Here is a 20395-nt window from a genome sequence, read left to right as displayed (position 1 = left end):
ATAGTGGCTGCTTCACGCGCGCACATTCGGGCCGCGGTTGGCCCGATTTCTTAACCTTATTGTGCGAACGCGGTCGCATGATTCGACTGATCTATCAAAGCGAAGCGACGGACAAACTCGGCGCGGGTGAGGTGTTCAAGATCGTCGAGACCTCGGCTGAGAATAATGCCGAGTCAGATCTCACCGGGTTCCTGCTATTCGTCTCGGGACGTTTTTTTCAGGTTATTGAGGGGCCCGAGGATTCCATCGACGATCTTGTCCAGCGGCTGGAGAATGATCCGCGCCACCGATCCATCCAAACAATTGATCGCAGGCCGATTGACGAAAGGGCCTTTGGAACCTGGCGCATGAAACGCTTCATGCCCACCAGCGGTGCCACTTCTCTGCGTGAGGTGGCACCGGAATTGCGAGATGTTCCTGCGTATATGCGACAGACTGCCGACGCATTTCTCGCCTCGTAACCCGTCTACCTTAGGGGGCAGCTACGAGTCCGACATGAGGTCTTCGTACTGGCCTATTTATCCACTCCTTTGACTTTACCCCACTGGCGTGCAGCGGTGTAGCCGAGATAGCCGGTGCCGAAGAGCGCGTAGAGCGGTTCGGGCAGCCCTGCGAGATAGGCGTTCATTCCGGCGGCGATATCCCGCGCGGCACCGGGATTGAACGCCGCAAGTATGCCCATCGGCAGAGCCCACAGGATCAGAGCGTACATCACGTAAAGGAAGCTGGGCCGAGCGCGGCTCGTCCACGGGTCCGTCGAATGCGCTTCGGCAACGATGGCCTGCAAACGCGCCTCGATCATGCGCATTTCCTGAGTGCCTTCGAGCTTTATGAGCTCAAGCTTGGCCTTCGCGCGGGCCTCCTTGTCGGGGATGATCTTGTCGATGATCGAAGTGATGGGGCCGATCAGGGTTTCGAGAATGGCCATAATGCGCTCCTGATGATTGAGTTGCGCAAGATATAACCATATAGGTTCATGTAGGAAAGTCTACGTTCCCGTTACGCTTCGCCGGCCTCCGCGAGCAACCGCTCAGCGAGCGCGAGGTGAGGGCGGTCGAGCATGTTGCCGTCCATCGATACCGTCCCTGCGCCCGGATTGTCGGCGAATGCCTGGATCACCGCGCGGGCGTGCTCGATTTCCTCGGCGCTCGGCGTGAAGGCCTCGTTGATGGGCGCCACCTGCGCTGGATGGATCGCGAGCATCCCGAGAAACCCCTGCGCGCGCACACTTTTAGCCCGCGCCGAAAGGGCATCGAGGTCGCGGAATTCGGGCTGCACCGTCTCAATCGGCGCAACGCCGGCCTTGACCGCGCCGAGCAGGCACAGGCTCCGCGCCATTTCGTAGACATGAGTGTATTCGCCATCGGGACCGCGCTGCTCGCGCGCGCCCAGTTCGCTGGAGAGGTCTTCCGCGCCCCAACTCATCGCCACGAGCCGGGGCGCGCCATCATAGCTGCCGGTGGTGAACATCGCCGCTGCGGTTTCGGTCACGAGCGCGGCGACCCGGATCGCGCCGACATCCATTCCTGTCTCTACTTCGCGCGCAGTCAGCATGGCATCGAGCCGTTCAACATCGTGGCCGCCCCCCGCCTTTGGCAGGAAAATGCCGCCTGGCCCTGCAGGAACCACCGCATCGAGATCGCCCTCGGTCCAGTCGCCGGAGAGCGGGTTGACGCGCACCCATACCCGCGACCGATCTTCCGCGCCCGCAATTGCGCTAGCCACAGCCTCCCTGGCTGCGGCCTTGTTTTCGGGAGTGACCGAATCCTCCAGATCGAGCAGGGCGATATCGGCCTCGCTCGCGATCGCTTTCGCCATCTTCCTTTCGCTGTCGCCCGGCGCAAATAGCCATGATCGCATTCGGGGAAGCGCATTGCGGGTATCGGTCATCGGGTCATCCTCTCGGCGCACCGATTAGGCGGGTGAGGGACGCGGTGCAACCGCCAGCCGGGCGCTCAGAAAGACCCTTCGATATCGATCGAATAGATCGTGCCGAACCGCCGTCGCCGCTCTTCGCGGAAATCGACAAGGCCTGCGACGCGGTCGATAAAGATCGTGCGGTCGAAATTGTCTCTCTGGTCCAGCAGATTGCCCACCCGAAACCGCGCCGTCATGCCGAACACGTCCTTGTGCTCCACGAAAACGCGCGCGAACCCGCGGGTTGCCACTCCTCTCGAAATCTCGTTCAGCCGCACGCTCGGCCGATCTTCATCGAAGCTGTATGATGCGCCAACAGCCCATGGGGAGCCGATGAAGTCCTTGCGCAAATCGACATCCACTTCGATGAATTCGAAGTCCGATAGGCTGCGGGGCGTGCCGAGCAGCGGGTCCAGAACCTCGCTGTCGGCCCATTCGACCTCGGCATCCAGCCGCAAACCGTTCACGCCAATGGGGTCGAACAACAGCGTCAATTCGGCCTCGATCCCGCTTTCGGTGGCTGCATCGATATTGCCGGGAGCTTCCCCGCCGCCGGCAATCGGGATCTGGTCGACGATATCGCTAATTTCTTCGTGAAACGCCCGCAGGTTGAGCGAACCCAGAGCGCCAAGGCCAAGCGCGCTGAGGTCCTGCGTCGCCTCCACTTCGAACAGCCAGCTTTGCGGAGGCACCAGGTTGGCGTTGGTGACATCCACCCGGTCCTGGTCGAGGTCCGTCGTGGCGATGAAATCGAAGAAATTGAGCTGGCCGACGACGCGCTCGACCCTGCCGGACAGGTTCAGTGTCGAGTTCGCTTTCCAGTCTAGCGCGGCAAATCCCTTGGGCCGGTAAAATGTCCGCGTCAGACCTGCAGGACCGGTTTGGCTGATCTGTGAATATTCCCCGCCGAGCGAAAGCTGCATCTGCAGGCTCGGGGCGAGCGCGCGGCTGTAAGTCACGCTGGTTTCGGCCCGATCCTCTTCGACCCGAGCCGTCGCGCCTTCGAACTGGATGGGCTGCAATTCGCCTGCATCATCGCGCTCCTCAAGTGAGGAATCGATGTCGAGGAAATTCCGCACGCCTTCGAGCGCAAGCTGCACATCGCCTCCAAGAGCGCCGAACGTGTATTCGCCGCGAAGGATCGTTTCGCCTTCGTCCGCGTCCCGCCTGAAGACCGACCCCTCCGAGGGGCTGCCGTCTGCAAAGCTGGTGATGACAGTGGATTTAGTAGGGCTGTCTTCGTAGCGATTGTAGCCGATCAGCTTCAGCTGCCCGCCGCCGAGCGAAAAGGCGTAATCGGCACCGATCTCGTAATTAAACTCGTCTTCGTCCGAGGTGAAAGTTCGTACCCGGTCGATGGGATCGATAAGGCCGGTGCGTAGCGACACTTCGCTGTTGCGGCGGATGTTGCCGCCGACGCTACCGGTTACGTTGAGGATATTCCCATTCGCGGCGGTGCGGGCAAATGAGCCCGACAGCGTGGGACGGTCGAAATTGAAGTTTGCCTGTTCATCGCGCGTGTCGATCACGATGTCTTCGGCATCGAATACCCGCTCGATCCCTTCATTGCCGCGGCGCGCGGCGTCGTTTTCGAAGCTTAGTGTCCATTCGGTGTTTTCCCCGCCTCCGGCGAGGGAAATTTGTCCGTCACCCCACCGAAACGGAACACCGAAGGAGCGCCACTCCGCCGAGTACCGGAATTGCCCGGTGACCCCGCCGGTGGAACGGGTGATGACGTTGAGGACCTGCCCGGTCAGACCGCCGATATCGAGGCTTGCGCCATCGACAATTTCCAGCCTGACCACTTCTTCGGCCGGGATGCGCTGAAGCGCTTCTACCGGGCCGTTCGACTTGCCCGATATGCGCTGGCCATTGATGATGACATTGGTATCGGCCTGGCCAAGGCCGCGATTGCCGCCACTCGAACGGATCGTGAACCCCGGAATCTGCTCCGCCATGTCGAGGGCGCTGCGCGGGGCAAACCGCTCGAAATCGGCAGGTGTGAAGACGCGGCGCGTTCTCGCAGAGCCTGTTTCGCTCGAACCTTCCTGCGCCGAGGCTGCGCCATCGTCCCCGACGGGTTGCGTGTCTGCGGCAGCCTCGTTCGCCGGTATGACAGCCAGCGCACCGCTAGCGGTCGCGATCAGGAGCGAGGGGACTGGCATTGGCCGAATTTATGCTTTCGCTGCGCGCACGTTTAAATCAGCGCCATGAACGAATATTGTTGTGAGACAAGCGCTAAGCTTGAAACCGAACGGCAATTTTCGACAAACGTTCCACTGGTCGGGACGACTGGATTCGAACCAGCGACCCCCACACCCCCAGTGTGATGCGCTACCAGGCTGCGCTACGTCCCGTTCCAGTGGAGGCGCGGCCTATACGGGGATGAATGTCCCCTTGCAAGCGCGATTGCTGCGAGCGCCCGATGGAATTTCGATGAAAGCTGCGGGCAGGATTGTGCGGGTCGATTGCGGGGCGCTTGCAATGCTGCTACGCGCGCCCACCTGTAGCCGAAGGGGAGGATGTCGAAAGCGGATTACGCTGCCGGCCCAATCCAGACGCACGTTTCTGCTATCGTTTACTGGGTTCATGACACATGCTTGAAATTCTCGCCGCCGCAGGCGCAGCCGCTGGTGAAGCGCCGCCAGCCTGGATCAACTGGCTGCCGATCATCGGCATGATCCTGATCTTCTGGTTCCTCATCATCCGTCCGCAGATGAAGCGGACGAAAGAGCATCAGGAGAAGGTTGCCGGGCTGAAGAAGGGCGATCAGGTCATCACCCAGGGAGGCCTTGTCGGCAAGGTGGTGAAAGTCGACGACACCTATGTCGAAATCGATCTGGCAAAGGATGTCCGCGTCAAGGCCGTAAAGCACACGATCGGCGACATCATTCCGCCGGGCGGCAGCGCAGCCAACGACTGATCCGCGACACGCATTTCCCTGAATACGACTGAGACACAGCGCTAATGCTCGATTTCCCCCTCTGGAAGAAGATATGGCTTTGGGTGTTGACCCTGGTGGCCGTCGCTGCGGCGATCCCTTCGCTGTATAATGCCACGGGCGGTGAATGGCCCGAGGGTTTGCCATCGCCCACCGTCAATCTGGGACTGGACCTTGCGGGCGGTTCTCACCTCCTGCTCGAGGCGGAATCGGAAGAGGTCGCAGCTCAGCGGCTAGAGAATATGGAAGAGGCCGTTCGCGCGGCGATGCGCAACGCCGAACCGCGCATCCGCATCGGCGATGTTTCAACCGCGAATGGCGAGCTTTCCTTCATGCTCGACAGCGCGGCGGATATCGACCGGGCACGCGGCATCCTCGAACCGATGATGCAGGGCCAGAACCTGGTGCGCGAATGGGACCTGTCGGTGGTCGATACGCAGCGCATGGTGCTGACCCCGACACAGGGCGGTACCGAGAATGCAGTAAACGACGCGATGGAAAGCGCGACCGAGGTGGTCCGCCGCCGGATCGACGAACTCGGCACGCGTGAGCCTACCATTATCCGTCAGGGTGACACCCGCATCGTGGTCCAGGTGCCCGGTCTCGAAGATCCGGAAGCGCTCAAGGAATTGCTCGGACAGACCGCGCAGCTTGAATTCAAGCTGGTCGACGAAAACGCGCTCATCACCAATATTCAGGCCGGCATAGCGCCTCCGGGAAGCCAGATTTTCCCCTATGCCGTTGGTAGCGACTTCGAAGGGCAATCGGTTGCAGTCAAACGGCTTGGCGGCATTCGCGGCGACAGCCTGACTGGCGCGCAGTCCGGTATCGATCCCGAGACCAATGAGGACGTGGTCAACATCCAGTTCGACCAGCAGGGCGGCCAGAAATTCGCGCAGCTTTCAACGCAGAATGTCGGCAAGCAGTTCGCGATCATCCTCGATGGCGAGGTTCTGTCGACTCCCGTTTTCCGCGAGCCGATCCTCGGTGGTTCGGCGCAGATATCGGGCAGCTTCACCGCCGAGAGTGCGAACAATCTTGCGATCTCGCTGCGCTCGGGCGCTCTTCCGGTGCCGCTTACAGTGATCGAGGAGCGTACGGTTAGCGCAGAGCTTGGTCAGGATTCGATCCAGCGCGGTCTCATCGCCATGCTCATCGGCAGCCTTGCCGTGATCGCGCTGATGATCGCGACCTATGGTCGGTTCGGCATCTACGCGACCATCGCGCTGTTCTTCAACGTGTTGATTCTGCTCGGCATTATGGCGGGCCTCAATACCACGCTGACCTTGCCCGGCATTGCCGGCTTCGTGCTGACCATCGGCGCGGCGGTCGACGCGAACGTGCTCATCAATGAACGCATTCGCGAAGAGCGCAAGCGCGGTCGGCGCGTCATCGCCGCGGTCGAGAACGGCTACAAGGAAGCCAGCCGCGCGATTTACGATGCCAATATCACGAACTTCATCGCCGGTGTGCTGCTGTTCCTGTTCGGATCGGGGCCAGTGCGCGGCTTTGCCGTGGTTCTCATCATCGGCCTGTTCACATCCGTTTTCACCGCACTGACGCTGACCCGCATGTGGGTTTCCGGTTGGCTCCGGGCCAAGCGTCCTAGCGACATCAACGTTTGAGGAGGGACCAAACCATGAAACTGCTCAAACTCGTCCCCGCCGACACCAACATCAAATTCCTGAAACTGCGTATCCCGTTCTTCATCCTCAGCATCGTGCTGATCGTGGGAAGCTGGGCCGCAGTGCTGACGCAGGGCCTCAATTACGGCGTCGATTTCGCCGGCGGCCAGGAAGTGCGCCTGACGTTCGAGCAGCGCGAAGAAGCGCCTGTAGGCGAGCTTCGGCAGTTGGTCGGAGGGCTGGGATACGGCACGCCGGTCGTGCAGGAATTCGGTGCGCCGAACATCGTCTCGATCCGCGTACCGCTGCCCGAAGAGGTCGAGGAGACCCCCGGCGCGGCGACCGAGATCGGCAACCAGGTCATTTCGATGATCAACGAGGAATATCCGGGCGTCCGCACTGACGGTAACGAGACCGTCTCGGGCAAGGTTGCTGGCGAATTCCGGCAGGACGCCGTGCTGGCACTCGCGCTCGCGATGCTGGGCGTCGCGATGTACATCTGGATTCGTTTCGAATGGCAGTTTGGCGCAGGTGCGCTGTTCGCGCTGTTCCACGACGTCTCCGTGACGCTGGGCATTTTCGCGATCTTCCAGCTCGAATTCTCGCTCCAGATCATCGCCGCGATCCTCGCGATCATCGGCTATTCGCTCAACGATACGATCGTCGTTTACGACCGCATCCGCGAAAACCTGAAGAAGTATCGCAAGATGCCGCTGCCCGAACTGCTCGACCTGTCGGTGAACGAGACGCTCGCGCGGACCGTGATGACATCGCTGACGCTGCTGGTTGCGCTGCTGCCGCTGCTGCTGTTCGGCCCGGCAAGCCTCTTCGGCCTCGTCCTCGCGATCACCGCGGGCCTGTTTATCGGTACCTATTCGAGCGTCTATCTCGCGGCGCCGATGCTGATCTGGCTGGGCGTGACTTCCGACAGCTTCGTGCCGAAGGAAACCGAAGCGGACCTGCAGGAAAAGAAGGCGCGCGGTCAGGTCTAGGCGTCTTGCCGGGGCCGTGCGCGCAGAGCCAAAGCAGTTTAACCCGAAAGCAGACCATCGTAATGCGCCGCCAGCTCGGCAGCATGCGCGTCCCAACTGAACCGCTCGGCCTGCGCCGCCACGTCCATGGGGTTTGGCGGATAGTTCAACACGGCGTTTACCGATGCAGCGATGGCTTGCGGGGTAGGTTCCGGCAACAGGCGGCCAGCCTTGTCGCTCGTGATGATCTCGCGCGCGCCGCCAACATCGCTCGTGACGATAGGCGTTCCGCAAGCGAGCGCTTCTACCCATGCATTGGCTAGGCCTTCGCTCGCCGTGGGCAGCACCATAACGTCTGCCGCAGATAGGATCAGTGGCAACACGTCATGGTCGAGTGATCCGGCGAACAGGACACGTTCTGCTACGCCCAAATCCTCGGCAAGTCGCCGCAGCTTCGCTTCGTCCTCACCCTTGCCTGCGAGGATCAACCTTGCCCGCGGTATTTCGGGGAGGGCGGCGATGGCGAGATGCTGACCCTTGTGCTCGATCAGGCTGCCTACACTGACCAGCAGCGGCGCATTGTCTGGGAGAGGGAATTTGAGCACCTGCGACAGCTGGCTGCGCAATTGCGTGTGATCGAGCGGGCGGAACCGATCGCGATCGAGGCCGGTGTAGTGCGCGCTCGCCTTGTCCACGGGCAGCCCAAGCTCGTCCATATCCTGCAGTAGCGCTTTGCTTACCGACAGCAGTCCTTCAGCCTGCTCGGCTGCCCGTTGCATCTCCGCGAGAGCGAAATCTTTCCCGCCCCAATACGTGATGTCACGCCCACGCGCCTTCATGGAAAGCGGTTTACTCAGGGCCTTTGCCAGCCTCGCGGCGACAGGGCCGTCAGGGAAGAAACTCTGTGCCTCGATGAGATCGACAGGGTGGGCGGAATCGATCCGCCGGGCCACGGGCAGCGCCGCCTCGGTAATCGCTTTCGTATCGGAATCTGCTGAGGTGCCGGGGACTTGGGTAAACCTGGGACGATGCACCTCGACACCATCTTCAAGCGAAACTTCGGGAGGCTCAGCCTGGCTTCCATTCGCATCCATCACTGGAGCTGTTCCAAAAGGGCTGATCACTGTCACGCGCCACCCCTCGCGCCGGACGAGCGCGGCCATGGAGCGCGCTATGACCGCCCCCGAAAGCGGGTCAGCCGCGCTCGGGTAACTGGTGCTGATGACAAGGACGTGCTTCACCCAAGCTTCCTATCGCAATAACGCGCGAGCTTCCGCCTCGAGCTTGTAAGATGCTTTCAACAAAAACGGTTAACGTGCCGAATTTCCTGCACAATCCTACAATGGGCGGACCAGCATCACTGCTACCGCGATCCACGGGGGATTGTCCACGACCTGCTGTTTCTGACCCGCGCCCGGGGGAAGCAACCCGACCAGTGTTCCGCGCCTGTCGATCAACCGGCCGAAGGCGAAGCGTCCACCAGGGCGCGGGACCAGACAATCGCGATTAATCGCTTCGCTCGCTTCATCCGGAGCCAATTGGCGCAGCCAGAGCAAATCCCCGGGGCGGTATTCACCGATGCTCTCCGTCACGCTCAGAACGGTCAGGGGACGCTCCGATGATTGGGCGGCAAGGTCGGACGGCAAAACGGCCTCTGCGGGCGTTTCGAGCGCTTCCGCACCCACAGCGCCAAGCCGTGCGACAACCTGCGGCAGAGGGTTGTCATCCGAGCGAACGAGCGTTTCCGGGTCCACTCCCAGAGCCGCACCGATGCGGTCCATCCACTTGATGGAAAGATTGCGCATTCCCGTTTCGAGCCGACCGATCGTTTGCGCGGTGGTAGGGGGATCGCATGCCTCGGCGAGTTCGGCGAGCGTGAGGCCCTTGGCCTTGCGGATGTCTCGAATGCGGTTGATCATTGGCTACCCCTCATCGCATAATGAACCCATTTGGTAATATTGGAGCCTTCCTACATCGTCGTGATCAATGCAAGGTCTTTTCACCGTTTCGGTGAAGGAGAAAGCATTATGCCCCGCAAATTGGTGGAAACAGAGTTGACGAGCGAAGGGCCCAGAAGGGCGGGCGGAGCGCGGGGCAAGCGCCGCACGGTGACGGTCAATGTCGGAGAGAGCCCCATTGCCTGGCTGCATTCACGCGGGCATCTAGAAACACGGCTTTTCGAAGCGGGCGAAGCCTTGCGGCGCGATTACGAGCGGGCGCAGCTATCGCCGAATGTCACGATGCGGTGGGATCCGGTGCGGGCGAAGACAATCGGCGAGCAGGGGCTTACCGCAACCGAGCGGCAGATCGCAGCGAAGGAGCGCTTCGATGCGGCGCTGGCCGAGGCAGGCAAAGGCCTGGAGGATGTGCTGTGGCGCGTGGTCTGTGCAGGCGAAGGACTGCCCGAAGCGGAAAAGACGCTCGGTTGGCCTGCACGAAGCGGCAAACTGGTGCTGAAGCTCGCGCTGGAACGCGTGGCCGATTTCTACCGGATCGGGTGACCGCCGGCCTGCCGCAGTCAACCGTGCCGCATTCAGGTGTAATCGCCGGTGCCGTAGAAAAAGCGTTCCTCGGCGATCTTGTCATCCTTGACCGTGTAAACGCCAACTTCCGTCATCTGCGATCGCTCTCCGTCCATGGTCACATCCATGGAATAACGAACAGCGAACTGGTCTCCGAAAACGTAAGGGCCTTGCATATCGCTCGAATGGACTTCCGCATTGGCCTCCCACCATTCGTGCTTTTGCTTGAGCGCCTCGCGCCCTTCCACGCGCGCCATCGGGCTGTCGGGCATCGGTTCGAGGCTCACGATGTCGTCGGCCCAATAGGCCTGATATCCCTCGGCGTCCTCTTCGATCATCAGCTTTATGAAATCGGCTGCGAGTTCATCGGTTGTCACGGGTTTCTCCTCTTCAATCGGGGGATCATATCGCGCGAAAATGACGAGATCGCGGCTAAGCGGGGACAGCGCTCGCAGGCAAAGGGAATTTTCCAGTCAGGACCGTGTAACATGCGGTCCATGTCTCCCCGCCGGGACGCCGCGTCAGGGAAGGCGAGCCGCTACCGCCCGTCGCAATCGCGGCAGCATCTCGGCCTCGAACCAGGGGTTCCTCGCCATCCACATGCGCACCCGCCATGAGGGGTGGGGAAGGGGCAGGAAGGGCGCGAACTCGCTGCCCCGGCGGACGCGTTCGGTCAGCGACAGCCGGCGGGTCTCGGGCAGGTAATGTGCCTGCGCGTAGGAGCCGACAAGCAGCGTCAGCCGGTCGGCTGGCAAGTGCTCCTTGATGGCGCCGTGCCATTGCGGCGCGCATTCCTTGCGAGGCGGGGCATCGCCGCCCTTGGCCTTGCCCGGATAGCAGAACCCCATCGGCATGATCGCGACAAGGTCGGGATCGTAGAAGGCGTCCTTGTCGAGCCCCAGCCACCCACGCAGCCGGTGTCCGCTGTCATCGTCCCATGGCACACCGCTCGCGTGGACCTTGGTGCCGGGAGCCTGACCGATGATGAGGATGCGGGAGCGCGGCGAGAACTGGACCACCGGGCGCGGGCCGAGCGGCAGGTGCTCGGCGCAAAGCGTGCAGGCCGCGATCTCGCGCTTGAGATCGGCGGCGGGCAGCTGGGTCACCCCTCGACCTGTTCGGCGATGGTGAGCCAGCGCTCTTCGGCGGCGTCCTTCTCGGCGCGGGCGTTCTCCAGGCCCTTCGAGATCGTGGCAAAGCGCTGCGGGTCCGCCTGGAACAGGTCGGGATCGGCAAGGATCGCTTCGCCTTTGGCAATCGCGGTTTCCAGCTCCTCGATCCGCGCGGGCAGGACCTCGTAATCGCGCTGGTCCTTGTAAGAAAGCTTGTCCGGCTTGGAACGAGCTGGGGCGGGAGAGGGCGCCGGCGTTGGTGAAGGCGCGGAGCTTGGCTTGGATTTGCCGACAACGCGCCGGCTGCGTTTCGCCTCCCAGTCCTCGTACCCGCCAGCGACCACATCGACAGTACCCGAGCCGTCGAGCCCCAGCGTCAGGGTAACCGTGCGATCGAGGAAGTCGCGGTCATGGCTCACGATAAGGACGGTGCCGTCGAAATCGGCGATCACTTCCTGCAGAAGGTCGAGCGTTTCAAGGTCGAGATCGTTGGTCGGCTCGTCGAGAACCAGGAGATTGGCAGTGCGCGCGAACTCCCGGGCGAGCAGGAGGCGCGAGCGTTCACCGCCCGAAAGGATGCCCACCTTGGTGTCGACGATCTTGGGATCGAACAGGAAGTCCTTGAGATAGGCCTGCACATGCTTGCGATTGCCGCGCACATCGATCCAGTCGCCGCCCTCGGCCAGGATATCGCGGACGCTGGCATTCGTTTCGAGCAGGCGGCGCTGTTGGTCGATCATCACGCCCGAAAGCGTGGCCGCACGGGTTACGGTGCCGCTGTCGGGTGCAAGCTCGCCGGTTAGCATCTTGAGCAGTGTCGTCTTGCCAGCGCCGTTCGCGCCGACGATGCCGATCCGGTCGCCGTTATGGATGCGGAGCGAGAACGGCTTGATGATGGTGCGGTCATCGAAGCTCTTGGTGATGTTCTCTGCCACAATCACAGACTTCGATTTGAAGTCTTCGTCGCTGGCAAGCTTGAGCTTCGCAGTGCCGCTGTCCGAAATCATCGCAGCGCGCGTGGCGCGCATCTGGTACAGTTTCTCGAGCCGACCTTGGTTGCGTTTGCGCCTCGCCGTTACTCCGCGTTCGAGCCAGTGCGCCTCGATCTTGAGCTTCGCATCGAGCTTTTCAGCCGCCCGCGCTTCCTCGGCATAGACCTGCTCCTCCCAGGCCTCATACCCACCAAAGCCGACTTCCTTGCGGCGAAGTGTTCCGCGGTCGAGCCACAAGGTTGCGCGGGTGAGGCGTTTGAGGAACGTCCGGTCGTGGCTGATCGTGATGAATGCGCCCTTGTAGCGGGTCAGCCAGTCTTCGAGCCAATCAATCGCGCTGAGGTCCAGATGGTTGGTCGGTTCGTCGAGCAGCAGCAAATCCGGCTCTTGCGCCAAAGCGCGGGCAATCGCAGCGCGGCGGCGCTCACCACCGCTGGCGCTCGCTGCTTCGGTGGACATATCGATGCCGAGCTGCCCGGCAATGGCTTCGACCTCGTATTCAGCCGGGGGATGTTCGCCCCCCAACGCAAAGTCCATCAGCGTGTCGAAGCCGCTGAAATCGGCCTCTTGCTCGAGAAACACTATGCGCGTGCCCGGCTTCACGCGGCGGGTGCCGCGGTCCATTTCGATCCGGTCGTCGATCAGTCTGAGCAGAGTTGTCTTCCCGGCGCCGTTGCGGCCGATCAGCGCGAGCCGATCACCCGGCAAGACGTGCAGATCGATGGGATCGGTGTCGGGCCCGCCGAACAGCCACCTGCCGCCCTGTTGCAGGCCGAGCCCTTCGAGACTGAGGATGGGAGGTTGCGCCATAGGCCGCGCGAATTAGGCGCTGCGCGGACCTTCGGCAAGGCCGCTATGTCACGGCTGGGCAGCCTTTTGTGCTTCGACCATGGCGGCCACGTCTTCAAGCAGCGCTGGTGCATCGAAGACGATTCCGTCCTTGATCGTCCAGCGAACCCCGCCGACCGTTTCCAGCTGGTTGGTATCGCGGTTGAGGCGCGTGTGGCCGGTGCCGTAAAGCACCTTGAGATTAGCGAGCGGATTTTCAGGCACGATGATGAGGTCCGCAAGCTTACCGACCTTTATCGAGCCGATCGGCGGCTCCTGGCCCTTCGGATCGTAGATCTCGCGCGCGCCGTTGATCGTCGCCGCCTGAATGACTTCGAGCGGGGTGAGGCCGGCCTCGCGCAGCATCTCAAGCTCGGCGATGTAGGCAAAGCCCCAGGTCTGGTAAATGTAGCCCGGATCGGACCCGGCCGTGACGCGCCCGCCGCGGTCCTTGAATTCGCGAGTCAGGTCGAACCACTTGCGATAGAATCCGCGCCACGCGGTTTCGTCTTCGCTGGTCCAATCGTGGTAATAGCTGCCGTGATTGGTCAGGCTCGGCGCGTAGAACTGCATCAGCGATGGCAGCGTGTATTTGTCATGCCAGTCGAGATTGCGGGCCCTCATGACATCGCGGCTCGCCGAATAGATGTTGAAGGTCGGGCTCAGCGTAACGTCGTTTTCGATGAGCAGGTCGATATATTCGTCCCAGCCCTCGCTTCCCGGCTCGCCCACCTGATCCGCGAGACGCGCGACCCATGCGAAGCGTGATTGCTCATCGAGGTAATTGTAGTCCGCCGGATAATTCGGCAGGCGGCTGCCATCGAGCAGGCTTTCGAAATGGCCGTAGAAATGGGTGACGCCATCGAGCCCCAGTTCGACGGCTCTGCGCGCGTTGACCTCCGCGACGCCCCGCTGGCCCAGATGGGCGACCGTGCCGAGCCCCTGCTGTTCGGCTTCATCGAGGATTGGGCCGAGGATATGGGGCGGTTCATTGTTGAAGAACTTGATCCCGTCATAGCCATTGGATTTGATCCAGCGCACCCACTCGCGGCCTTCTTCCGGGCTGTCGATCGTACCGAACGGCCCCACTGCGCCGGGCACGGTGTAGGGGAAGAGGCGGGGCGCCGTGATGGTGTTGGCTGCGCTACGCTGCTTCTGATCGATCGAGGGATCGTTGGGACCGGAACCGAAGCCGACCCCGCGAACGCTGGTGACGCCGTGCGCCAGCCATAGCTTGAAACCATAGGAGGGCTGCGGTGCCTTGGCTGGATCGCCATTGTGGCCGTGCGTGTCGATGAAGCCGGGAAGCACGAACATGCCGCTCGCTTCGATCACGCGGTCTGCTGCAATTTCGGCTCCGCCACCGCGGATGATCCTGGCGATGCGATTGTCCCGCACCACGATATCGACCGGCCCTTCCGGTGGGGCGCCGGTGCCATCGATCATGGTCGCTCCGCGGATCAGCAAGGTGGAGAAGGGCCCTTCGCCTTCGCCTGCCGGGCGGTCGGGCACGCGCTCCATCTGAGGCTGGGCGAGCGCCGGTGCAGCGAAGGTCAGAGCTGCCGCGGCCAATAGCTGTTTGAACATGTGTTTCCCCTCTTTGCGCATTGCATAGCGCTGCTCTGCTCGTTTGCACATATCCGCATTCAGAGGATCGAAAGGGAGCCGCGATCATTGATTGGATCAAGGAGGACAATTCGATGAAAAAGCTGCTTATTCCTGCCGCGATGTCACTTGCGGCGGTTTCCTATGCGCCCCTTAACGCTGCAACTGTGGAGATCGAGGCCGATGGGCCGGTGATCGAGCTTTCGGTGTTCGAAAGTGTGACGACTGAGCCGGACATCGTGACGATAGGTGCAGGGGTCACGACCGATGCGCCCACAGCGGTCGAAGCGATGCGCCAGAACGCGGTGCGAATGCAGGCCGTCATCGATCGCATCAAATCGCTCGGCGTAGATGAAAAGGATATCCAGACGACCGGCATCAACCTGAACGCCCGCTACGATTACGATCGCACTAATCAACGGCAGGTATTTCGCGGATATCAGGTCGCCAACCGGGTCAGCGTGAAATTGCGCGAAATCGAAGAGACCGGCGAAGTTCTCGACGCGCTTGTCGAGGCGGGCGCGACCGACCTCAGCGGGCCGAATTTCTCGATCGAAGACGACGAAGCGGCCAAAACCGAAGCACGCAAACGGGCGGTCGAACGCGCGGCGGAGCGCGCTGCCGCCTATGCCGACATGGCTGGGTATGACGGCGTTCGTATGCTCTCAATCAGCGAGAGCCTGCAAGGCCGCGGACCGATGCCGCAAATGGTATCGCGCGACGTGGCCGAGAATTCCATTGCGTTGACCGCCGCTCCCGTGCAGCCTGGTCAGATCAGCACCGGAGTAAGCATCACCATCAAGTACGAGATGGTCGACGATGACGAAGGTGAGGAAGAAGACGGCTGAACTGGCAGCAACGCTGTCATTCACAGCTTGTTCAACGCAAAATCCCTAGGCATGAAGGCACGATGAAAACGACTTGGGCCCTTTTTGCTGCTGCCGCGCTTGTTTCTGCCGGGTCAATCCCGGCGAGCGCGGCTGAACGCGCTTTCCAGGAGCAGTCGCGCTCCGATCAAGGCGAAGCGCGCAAGGAAATGCGCGCGGGCAACCAGCTTTCGCTGCGCCAGATCGAAAAGCGCGTGCTGCCGCAAATGAAGGGCAGCGAGTATCTCGGCCCTGCCTATGATGCGACTGCGCGGGCGTACCGGTTGAAGTTCATCAAGGACGGCCGCGTCACCTATGTCGATGTCGATGCGCGCAGCGGCCGGATAATCAATCGTTCGCGCTGAATTGGAAACCATGCCAGCAACCATCCATTGGTGGACAGCAGCCGGTGATCCGCCTGCTCATCGCTTGACGCGCCCCTTGCAAAAGCGCACGAACCCAGCGGTTTTTATGAATTTATCTGGTGGAATATGCGCATTCTGATTGTCGAAGACGAACCCACGCTCGGCCAGCAGCTAAAATCGACACTCGAACAGAACGGATATGCCGTCGATCTGTCGACCGATGGTGAGGACGGCCACTTCCTTGGTAGCACCGAGGAATACGATGCCTGCGTTCTCGACCTTGGCCTGCCGGAGATCGATGGGCTTTCGGTGCTGGGCATGTGGCGCAAGGAAGGCCGCGATTTCCCGGTACTGGTCCTGACCGCGCGCGATAGCTGGTCGGACAAGGTTGCAGGGCTCGATGCGGGCGCCGACGATTATCTGGCCAAGCCATTCCAGACCGAAGAGCTGATCGCCCGCCTGCGCGCGCTCATCCGCCGCGCTTCGGGCAACACCTCTTCCGAACTGACGGCGGGCAATGTCCGGCTGGACACGCGGTCCGGGCGGGTCACGCTCGACGGTGAGCCGGTCAAGCTGACGGCGCAGGAATACAAGCTGCTCAGCTACCTGATGCATCACAAGGGCAAGGTCGTCAGCCGCACCGAATTGATCGAACATATCTACGATCAGGATTTCGATCGCGATTCGAACACGATCGAGGTTTTTGTCACCCGTATCCGTAAGAAACTTGGCGCAGAGGTAATCACTACGATCCGTGGCCTCGGTTACAGCCTCGACGACCCCGCAGACGCGCCCCGAGCATAAGGGCGAGGGGTCCGGATCTGCTTCGCCGCCGAGCGAGGCAGCAGGGCGCTCGGCTGGCGAAGATGAAGCGATAGCAACAGGCTCGCCGCTTGCGCCTTCGCGGCGCGGCAGCCTTGCCCGGCGCATGGGCCTTATCGCAGCGGTATGGATTACGGTCCTGCTGGTCGGAGGCGGGCTGGCGCTCGATCGGACATTGACCAATCAGGTCCGGCAGAATTTCGACGAGCAGCTCGAATATATCCTGACAGCCATGATCGCCTCTGCTGAGATCGACTCTTTCGGTGACGTCTATTTCTACCGAAGCCTCGGCGATCAGCGCTTTCTCGAACCGAATAGCGGACTCTACTGGCAGATCAGCGGCGGCGAATCCGACCCCTGGCCGTCGCGCAGTCTATGGGACCGCACGCTGCAGGTAAGCGGCGATCACTTCGATAATCAGGCGCATTTTTACGATTCGGACCAATTCGAAGGCGAACCGGTGCGGATTGCCGAGCGCACGATCATCCTACCCGGCAGCGAAACCCGCTGGACCTTCGCTGTGGCCAGCGCAACCGAGGAGATGGATTACCAGATCCAGCAGGTCCGCCTGATCCTCGTGTGGAGTTTCGCGGTGCTCGGTCTTGGTCTGATGGTGATGGCCCTGCTCCAGATTCGCTACGGCCTGCAACCGCTCCGGCGTGTCCGTGCGGCGATCTCAAAACTGCGAACGACCGGCGAAAACCGCATTACCGAGCCGCTGCCGACCGAGGTCCAGCCGCTGGTGGAGGAGCTGAACGGTCTTCTCGAACATTCCGAGAAGCAGGCCGAAGAAGCGCGCACCCATGCAGGCAACCTCGCGCACGCTCTCAAGACGCCGCTGACGGTCCTCACCAATGCGGCAACCGCGCGCTCGCCCGATCTCAATGAAGCCGTTTTTCGCGAAACACGCACGATGCAGCGGCACGTCGATCACCATCTCGCCAGAGCGCGGGCGGTCGGGCGGCGCGCGGTCGGCCATGCGCGAACAGATGTGCGGGCGAGTGCGGAAGCGGTGCGGCGCGCGGTCGAGAGGCTTTATCCCGAGGGCCGGCTGGACATTGCCGGGAGCCGCGACAGCATGGTCGCTATCGAGCGGCAGGACCTCGACGAAATCCTCGGCAATGTGATTGAGAACGCAGCGAAATATGGCGGCGGAAGCGTGTTCGTAACGGTCGATGTCGATCCCGAAAGCGAGGATTGCCTGATCTGGATCGAGGATGACGGCGTCGGCATTCCCGCGAGCGAGCGCACCCGCATTTTCGATCGCGGTGCGCGGCTCGATACGGGCAAGCCCGGCACCGGTTTGGGCCTTGCCATCGTTCGCGATGTGGCGGAAATCTACGGCGGCGGGGTCAAGCTTGACGAGAGCGAAGACCTCGGCGGGCTGCTGGTCGAACTGCGCTTGCCGCGCGCATAAATTTTTATCGCGGTGCGAAGGGAATTTGCCACCGCGTCGTTTTAAGGTCGGATCGAGCACGCAAACGGGGGCTTTTGCGCGAGATTGTATGACCATTGGCAGCACGCCAAAGGCCGATGCCACAAACGAAGACGCGGCGCTCGTCGCGCGGATTGCCGCGCGCGAGGAAGCTGCGTTTCGCGAGGTTATCGGCATGCACGCGGCGCTGCTCCACCGGATTGCGTACAGAATGACGGGAGATGCACACGAAGCTGAGGATATTGCTCAGGAGGCGATGCTCCGTCTGTGGGATCATGCTCCGCGTCTTGGCCAGCGGGGCGAGGCGATGAAGCTTGGCCCTTGGCTCAAGCGGGTGGCGATGAACCTTGCCTTCGACCGGCTGCGCTCGCGAGGGCGCACTTCCGATGCCGATGTTCCCGAGCGCGTCGACGAGGCACCCCTTGCGGATGAGGCACTGGCGGCCGAGGAGGACATGCTCGCAGCGCGCGCTCTGATGGAGGGACTGCCCGAACGCCAGCGCGCCGCCATTGTGCTGACCTACTATGAGGAGCTGCCCAATGCCGAGGCAGCCGAAGTGTTGGAAATGAAGCTCAAGGCCTTCGAATCGCTGCTGTTCCGCGCCCGCGCCGCGCTGCGCAGCGCATTTGAAGCGAACGAGGCGCAGGGAGGGGCGGCATGAGCGATATCGACAAAAACGCTGGTCCGATCGTGCCTGATAGCGCCCTTGGCAGATCGCTCGGCGCCTATACCGCACCCGACCTTTCCGGGGGCTTCGCAGACCGGATTATCGCGGCGACTGAAGGGCGTGCGGCGCCGCTTCCTGCTTCCCGCCCGGCTGGCTCGCGCTGGCGCAGTGCGCGGCGCCTGGCGGTCGGAGCGCTCGCTGCTGGCGCACTTGGAACGGCAGCAGCGGCCACCGGCGTGCTTGAAAGAATCGGCGTCGATCTTCCCAGCCCCGCCGAAGTTTGGTCCACGATTACCAGAAGCGAACCCGAAGCTGTGCCAGCATCGCGTCAGGGTTCCGGCCTGCCCTCTGGCGCGCTGGATACGCGGATCGAAATCGAGGGACCGGTCGACACGCCTGAAGAACTCGAAGAGGTGTTTCGCCGGGTCGACGAAATCCGCGAGGAGCGCCGCGATATCCGCCGCGAGCGCGTCGATCGCCTTATCGACGATGCGATAGAACGCCGGCGCGAGCAGGGCCTCCCCGCGCCAACACCCGAACGGGAAGAGCAGATGCGCGAGCGGCTCGACCAGTTCCGTGAGCGCCGCGATACGACGCGCGAACAGCGTTTGGAGCAGCGCCGCGAGGAATATCGCGAACGCATAGAAAACGGCGAAGAATTGGTGCCGCAGGATATCATCCGCGAACGCCGCGAAGAGCGCTTCCAGCGACCGGTCGGGCGTCGCCTTGAGCGGCTGCGAGAAATGTCGCCCGAAGAGCGCCGCGACGCGATCCGCCGCTTCCGCGAACGCCGCGAAGAAATGAGCCAGCAACTTAACCCGGCCCCCGAAGAACGGGATCAGGAGCCTGAGGTGCTCCAAGCCCCCCAGACTGACGCTTTTGAAATGCAGCCTGAAATGCCGCCCGAATAATTTTTTCTGACCAGCGCGAAGGGTCTGCGCGACTCCTCCGTTTTACTTCTGTCACCGGCCACGAAAGGTGGATCGGAGTCGGTGCTCCAGACCTTGAACAAGATGAAACGACGAGGAAACCGAGAGATGAGAAAGACCCTGACAATCGCGGTGCTTGCCGCTCTTACCAGCTCCGGCGCGGCGCTCGCGCAGGAGCAGACGCGCACCAAGACGTTCGATGGTCCAAACGTATCGGCTACGCAGACCACCACGGTTGACCGCGAGACCGGGACTATCGACCGCGACCGGACAGTCACCAACAACAACACTGGCAACACCGCGTCGAGCACTCTCGACCGTCAGCGTACCGATACGGGTGCTGTGGTCAGTCGCTCGCAGACCGGTCCGGCCGGTAACACCCGCTCGCTTGAAGGGGAGCGCGTGCGCACCGACAATGGCTCGACCTTCACCGGAACCGCGACCGGGCGTCGTGGTGGCACCTATGGTCTGGCCGGATCGCGGAGCCGCGATGGCCAGGGCAATTCAAGCGCAAGCCAGCGTGTGACCAATTCTGCTGGCGAGACCGTGTTCAGCCGTGACCGCACGACAACGCGCAGCAACGGACAGGTCAACCGCAGCGTCGATCGTTCGCGCAAGGCCGGTGCAACGAGGCCGCCCCGTGCACGCCGTCCACGCTGATCGCCAATCGAGGCAGCGCGGCAACGCCCCTGACGCCCGCATGCCACGTCCCTGCTGACAACCTTGTTTTGGGCAGGGCAACTTGAAGGGCACGGTCGCGCAAAGCTCCCGTGCCCTTTTTGTATGTGAGCGGAAACC

General features: G+C 62.1%; 21 protein-coding genes and 1 tRNA gene. 12 read left to right on the top strand and 10 right to left on the bottom strand.

Features of this window, described 5'->3' with window-relative positions; translation table 11 throughout:
• Positions 1 to 77: 77 nt before the first annotated feature.
• Positions 78 to 461: a BLUF domain-containing protein gene (locus IB285_RS08165; protein ID WP_190787708.1), complete on the top strand. Its 384-nt coding sequence runs from the start codon at positions 78 to 80 to the stop codon at positions 459 to 461.
• A 53-nt stretch (positions 462 to 514) separates the two neighbouring features.
• On the opposite strand, the gene IB285_RS08160 is transcribed toward IB285_RS08165, so the two are convergent.
• From IB285_RS08160 to IB285_RS08145, 4 genes are all read right to left on the bottom strand, one after another.
• Positions 515 to 928: a holin family protein gene (locus tag IB285_RS08160; protein WP_190787707.1), complete on the bottom strand. Its 414-nt coding sequence runs from the start codon at positions 926 to 928 to the stop codon at positions 515 to 517.
• A gap of 71 nt (positions 929 to 999) precedes the next feature.
• Complete coding sequence (locus IB285_RS08155; protein WP_234033095.1) at positions 1000 to 1890, bottom strand: HpcH/HpaI aldolase/citrate lyase family protein; 891 nt, start codon at positions 1888 to 1890, stop codon at positions 1000 to 1002.
• Positions 1891 to 1955: 65 nt separating this feature from the next.
• Positions 1956 to 4082, bottom strand: a complete 2127-nt coding sequence (locus IB285_RS08150) for a TonB-dependent receptor plug domain-containing protein (RefSeq protein WP_190787706.1) — start codon at positions 4080 to 4082, stop codon at positions 1956 to 1958.
• 115 nt (positions 4083 to 4197) lie between these two features.
• A tRNA-Pro gene (locus IB285_RS08145) sits at positions 4198 to 4274 on the bottom strand.
• 239 nt (positions 4275 to 4513) lie between these two features.
• On the opposite strand from IB285_RS08145, the gene yajC reads away from it, so the two are divergent.
• Genes yajC through secF form a run of 3 tightly spaced genes read left to right on the top strand, consistent with a single transcriptional unit; the run spans position 4514 to position 7475 of the window.
• A complete protein-coding gene (gene yajC / locus IB285_RS08140; protein ID WP_190787705.1) occupies positions 4514 to 4840 on the top strand; it encodes a preprotein translocase subunit YajC in 327 nt (108 codons plus the stop codon).
• Positions 4841 to 4884: 44 nt separating this feature from the next.
• Entirely contained in the window at positions 4885 to 6483 is a 1599-nt protein-coding gene (gene secD / locus IB285_RS08135) for a protein translocase subunit SecD (protein WP_190787704.1), read from the top strand.
• A 14-nt stretch (positions 6484 to 6497) separates the two neighbouring features.
• Positions 6498 to 7475, top strand: coding sequence for a protein translocase subunit SecF (secF, locus tag IB285_RS08130; protein ID WP_190787703.1), 978 nt, complete (start codon positions 6498 to 6500; stop codon positions 7473 to 7475).
• A 38-nt stretch (positions 7476 to 7513) separates the two neighbouring features.
• On the opposite strand, the gene IB285_RS15135 is transcribed toward secF, so the two are convergent.
• Together IB285_RS15135 and IB285_RS08120 are read right to left on the bottom strand one after the other, a co-directional pair.
• Complete coding sequence (locus IB285_RS15135; RefSeq protein WP_190787702.1) at positions 7514 to 8695, bottom strand: glycosyltransferase; 1182 nt, start codon at positions 8693 to 8695, stop codon at positions 7514 to 7516.
• A 96-nt stretch (positions 8696 to 8791) separates the two neighbouring features.
• On the bottom strand, positions 8792 to 9373 hold the full coding sequence (locus tag IB285_RS08120; RefSeq protein ID WP_190787701.1) for a helix-turn-helix domain-containing protein: 582 nt from the start codon (positions 9371 to 9373) through the stop codon (positions 8792 to 8794).
• A gap of 108 nt (positions 9374 to 9481) precedes the next feature.
• Between IB285_RS08120 and IB285_RS08115 the strand changes: the two genes are divergently transcribed.
• Positions 9482 to 9955 (top strand): DUF6456 domain-containing protein, encoded by a 474-nt coding sequence (locus IB285_RS08115; RefSeq protein WP_190787700.1) that lies wholly within the window; start codon positions 9482 to 9484, stop codon positions 9953 to 9955.
• 32 nt (positions 9956 to 9987) lie between these two features.
• Here IB285_RS08115 and IB285_RS08110 read toward each other — a convergent pair whose 3' ends face one another.
• The 4 genes from IB285_RS08110 to IB285_RS08095 form a co-directional block, all read right to left on the bottom strand.
• Positions 9988 to 10353, bottom strand: a complete 366-nt coding sequence (locus IB285_RS08110) for a SnoaL-like domain-containing protein (RefSeq protein ID WP_190787699.1) — start codon at positions 10351 to 10353, stop codon at positions 9988 to 9990.
• 144 nt (positions 10354 to 10497) lie between these two features.
• Positions 10498 to 11073 carry a uracil-DNA glycosylase family protein gene (locus IB285_RS08105; protein ID WP_234033640.1) on the bottom strand — a complete coding sequence of 192 codons (576 nt, stop codon included), beginning with the start codon at positions 11071 to 11073 and terminating at the stop codon, positions 10498 to 10500.
• 5 nt (positions 11074 to 11078) lie between these two features.
• Positions 11079 to 12890: an ABC-F family ATP-binding cassette domain-containing protein gene (locus tag IB285_RS08100; RefSeq protein WP_190787698.1), complete on the bottom strand. Its 1812-nt coding sequence runs from the start codon at positions 12888 to 12890 to the stop codon at positions 11079 to 11081.
• Between the two features lie 48 nt (positions 12891 to 12938).
• Complete coding sequence (locus IB285_RS08095) at positions 12939 to 14495, bottom strand: amidohydrolase family protein (protein WP_190787697.1); 1557 nt, start codon at positions 14493 to 14495, stop codon at positions 12939 to 12941.
• A 113-nt stretch (positions 14496 to 14608) separates the two neighbouring features.
• Between IB285_RS08095 and IB285_RS08090 the strand changes: the two genes are divergently transcribed.
• The 7 genes from IB285_RS08090 (at position 14609) to IB285_RS08060 (ending at position 20257) form a co-directional block, all read left to right on the top strand.
• Complete coding sequence (locus IB285_RS08090; protein ID WP_190787696.1) at positions 14609 to 15361, top strand: SIMPL domain-containing protein; 753 nt, start codon at positions 14609 to 14611, stop codon at positions 15359 to 15361.
• Positions 15362 to 15423: 62 nt separating this feature from the next.
• Positions 15424 to 15744 (top strand): PepSY domain-containing protein, encoded by a 321-nt coding sequence (locus IB285_RS08085; RefSeq protein ID WP_190787695.1) that lies wholly within the window; start codon positions 15424 to 15426, stop codon positions 15742 to 15744.
• Between the two features lie 126 nt (positions 15745 to 15870).
• Positions 15871 to 16548, top strand: coding sequence for a response regulator transcription factor (locus tag IB285_RS08080; RefSeq protein WP_190787694.1), 678 nt, complete (start codon positions 15871 to 15873; stop codon positions 16546 to 16548).
• Between the two features lie 124 nt (positions 16549 to 16672).
• Positions 16673 to 17983, top strand: a complete 1311-nt coding sequence (locus IB285_RS08075) for a sensor histidine kinase (RefSeq protein ID WP_190789037.1) — start codon at positions 16673 to 16675, stop codon at positions 17981 to 17983.
• An 88-nt stretch (positions 17984 to 18071) separates the two neighbouring features.
• Positions 18072 to 18662, top strand: a complete 591-nt coding sequence (locus IB285_RS08070) for a sigma-70 family RNA polymerase sigma factor (RefSeq protein WP_190787693.1) — start codon at positions 18072 to 18074, stop codon at positions 18660 to 18662.
• Positions 18659 to 19579: a hypothetical protein gene (locus tag IB285_RS08065; protein ID WP_190787692.1), complete on the top strand. Its 921-nt coding sequence runs from the start codon at positions 18659 to 18661 to the stop codon at positions 19577 to 19579. Before IB285_RS08070 ends, IB285_RS08065 begins: the two co-directional genes overlap by 4 nt.
• Positions 19580 to 19705: 126 nt before the next feature.
• Positions 19706 to 20257, top strand: coding sequence for a hypothetical protein (locus tag IB285_RS08060; protein ID WP_190787691.1), 552 nt, complete (start codon positions 19706 to 19708; stop codon positions 20255 to 20257).
• Positions 20258 to 20395 lie beyond the last annotated feature (138 nt).

It is taken from the genome of Erythrobacter rubeus, from assembly GCF_014705715.1.
In the GTDB taxonomy this organism is placed as follows: Bacteria; Pseudomonadota; Alphaproteobacteria; order Sphingomonadales; family Sphingomonadaceae; genus Erythrobacter; species Erythrobacter rubeus.
This window is presented reverse-complemented; position numbering and strand designations above follow the sequence as displayed.

Coding starts and splice junctions, on each gene's coding strand:
- IB285_RS08165 (WP_190787708.1), top strand. CDS start 78: ATGATTCGACTGATCTATCAAAGCGAAGCGACGGACAAACTCGGCGCG.
- IB285_RS08160 (WP_190787707.1), bottom strand. CDS start 928: ATGGCCATTCTCGAAACCCTGATCGGCCCCATCACTTCGATCATCGAC.
- IB285_RS08155 (WP_234033095.1), bottom strand. CDS start 1,890: ATGACCGATACCCGCAATGCGCTTCCCCGAATGCGATCATGGCTATTT.
- IB285_RS08150 (WP_190787706.1), bottom strand. CDS start 4,082: ATGCCAGTCCCCTCGCTCCTGATCGCGACCGCTAGCGGTGCGCTGGCT.
- yajC (WP_190787705.1), top strand. CDS start 4,514: ATGCTTGAAATTCTCGCCGCCGCAGGCGCAGCCGCTGGTGAAGCGCCG.
- secD (WP_190787704.1), top strand. CDS start 4,885: ATGCTCGATTTCCCCCTCTGGAAGAAGATATGGCTTTGGGTGTTGACC.
- secF (WP_190787703.1), top strand. CDS start 6,498: ATGAAACTGCTCAAACTCGTCCCCGCCGACACCAACATCAAATTCCTG.
- IB285_RS08120 (WP_190787701.1), bottom strand. CDS start 9,373: ATGATCAACCGCATTCGAGACATCCGCAAGGCCAAGGGCCTCACGCTC.
- IB285_RS08115 (WP_190787700.1), top strand. CDS start 9,482: ATGCCCCGCAAATTGGTGGAAACAGAGTTGACGAGCGAAGGGCCCAGA.
- IB285_RS08100 (WP_190787698.1), bottom strand. CDS start 12,890: ATGGCGCAACCTCCCATCCTCAGTCTCGAAGGGCTCGGCCTGCAACAG.
- IB285_RS08095 (WP_190787697.1), bottom strand. CDS start 14,495: ATGTTCAAACAGCTATTGGCCGCGGCAGCTCTGACCTTCGCTGCACCG.
- IB285_RS08090 (WP_190787696.1), top strand. CDS start 14,609: ATGAAAAAGCTGCTTATTCCTGCCGCGATGTCACTTGCGGCGGTTTCC.
- IB285_RS08085 (WP_190787695.1), top strand. CDS start 15,424: ATGAAAACGACTTGGGCCCTTTTTGCTGCTGCCGCGCTTGTTTCTGCC.
- IB285_RS08080 (WP_190787694.1), top strand. CDS start 15,871: ATGCGCATTCTGATTGTCGAAGACGAACCCACGCTCGGCCAGCAGCTA.
- IB285_RS08075 (WP_190789037.1), top strand. CDS start 16,673: ATGGGCCTTATCGCAGCGGTATGGATTACGGTCCTGCTGGTCGGAGGC.
- IB285_RS08070 (WP_190787693.1), top strand. CDS start 18,072: ATGACCATTGGCAGCACGCCAAAGGCCGATGCCACAAACGAAGACGCG.
- IB285_RS08065 (WP_190787692.1), top strand. CDS start 18,659: ATGAGCGATATCGACAAAAACGCTGGTCCGATCGTGCCTGATAGCGCC.
- IB285_RS08060 (WP_190787691.1), top strand. CDS start 19,706: ATGAGAAAGACCCTGACAATCGCGGTGCTTGCCGCTCTTACCAGCTCC.